The sequence below is a fragment of the Phenylobacterium sp. genome, assembly GCF_030693805.1.
GTDB lineage: Bacteria > Pseudomonadota > Alphaproteobacteria > Caulobacterales > Caulobacteraceae > Phenylobacterium.
This window is the reverse complement of record NZ_JAUXZW010000182.1, coordinates 1-1446: the sequence shown is the minus strand read 5'-3', so window position 1 is coordinate 1446 and position 1446 is coordinate 1. Positions and strand designations below refer to the sequence as shown.

Below are 1446 nucleotides of genomic sequence, written 5' to 3'. Positions count from 1 at the left end.
GAGCGACGATCTGCTCGTCGCCGGAAAGTTGATATTTGGCCTTCTGCTCCAACAGATGGGGCTGCCCAACCAGGAACGTGATGAGGTGAATGCCATGGCGAGCCAACTGATCGTGAACGTCGCGCAGCCATTCGAGCCCGTGTTTAGAGAGACGCTGCGCCTCGTCGCACATCAGCACGACAATGTGACCGTCGTGGACTTGAACCTGCTCGGTGATGCGGCACAGCAGCGCAAAGCGTTTGTCGGAAATCGACTTCGGCAGTGGCTGGCGGGCACCTGCGGCCGAGAGCAGGGAGTTGAAGAAGGGCCCCTCGAAATCAGAACGGTGGTGCTCGCACGAGAGGCGCAAAACCACGATGTCCGGACGGTGCTTGGCCAGATGAAGGGTGAGATAGTCGATGGCCTGGGTCTTGCCGATCCGCGGCCTTGCATACACCAGTGCACCGGGAATCAGAACCCGGACGCAGTGCTCGACCAGATCGACGAAGGATTCGATGGCGGCCGTAGCAACCCGATAGTGACGCCGTGCCAGGGGATGGTTCTGTAGCGAGAGGCTGCCCCCGGGCTTGGCAGGCAGCACAGTTGTTCCCGCCCGTTTCGTGTCAGGTGCGGGTGATGGGTTCGACGCCATGGCAGCTCCTACTCAGTACACCTGCCCTGGCTCGATCCGAAGTTTTCTGGGTTTCACCGGGCCGCTGGGCAGTTGAGCGGCCAGCACGTCGGGCAGGCTATTGCTGCTTGAGGTGGTGGAATCCGGCACAGGCTCTTTGGCGGGCGGCGCCCTTTCTACCTGACGCGCGCGCTCGTGCTGGACACGCGCAATGTCATTGGCCGCACGCTTGCGTTTGGTGGCTTCGCGTTTGCGCAGGAGGAGAAACGCCTCAATCGGGTCCTCCCCCATCGCGAAGTTGAGCTCGCGCTGACGCTTGGCTTTGTAAAAGGCCTGCCGCAGCCACTGAGAATGTCGTTCGTTGCGCCAGGCACCGCTGGCCTGTAACGGCTCCAGAATTTCGCCTTCTACCGTCGTGGCCAGTACGGTACGCAGGTCTGTCGGATCAACGTGGATGCGCAGATTCGCGCCAATCAAGCTCGGCCGTCGAGTGAGTTGGTCGCTGGTGTAGCGCACGTGCAGGTAGCTGATGTGCGCCCGCTCGCCACGGGCCAGGTTTCCGCGCACTCGGCACAGCACCGGGTCGTGAAGCAGCTGTGGATGCTTGCGCAACGTGGGATGCAGCCTTCGCAGCGAGACCGGTTCAGTTCGAATGCCCAACAATTGTTGGCGCATCGCTTCCAGAGGTGTGAGTCCACCCAGTCCGGCATGGGGCGTGCCGTGGTAGTTCCAGATCGTCATCGCGAGCAACTCCTCAAGTTCCTGCGCGGTGACGAGCAACTGCAGGGAATCTTTCGGGTTGCGTAGGCGCTTCACGGCCAGCTTGAGATTGGCTG

At 61.6% G+C, this 1446-nt stretch carries 2 protein-coding genes; both read right to left on the bottom strand.

Annotated features, from left to right (window positions below):
• The coding region (locus Q8M88_RS07665) for an ATP-binding protein (RefSeq protein WP_305596024.1) at positions 1-631 on the bottom strand (631 nt) is incomplete at its 3' end.
• Between the two features lie 12 nt (positions 632-643).
• Positions 644-1446: hypothetical protein (locus Q8M88_RS07660; RefSeq protein ID WP_305596022.1), on the bottom strand; the 803-nt coding region annotated here is incomplete at its 5' end.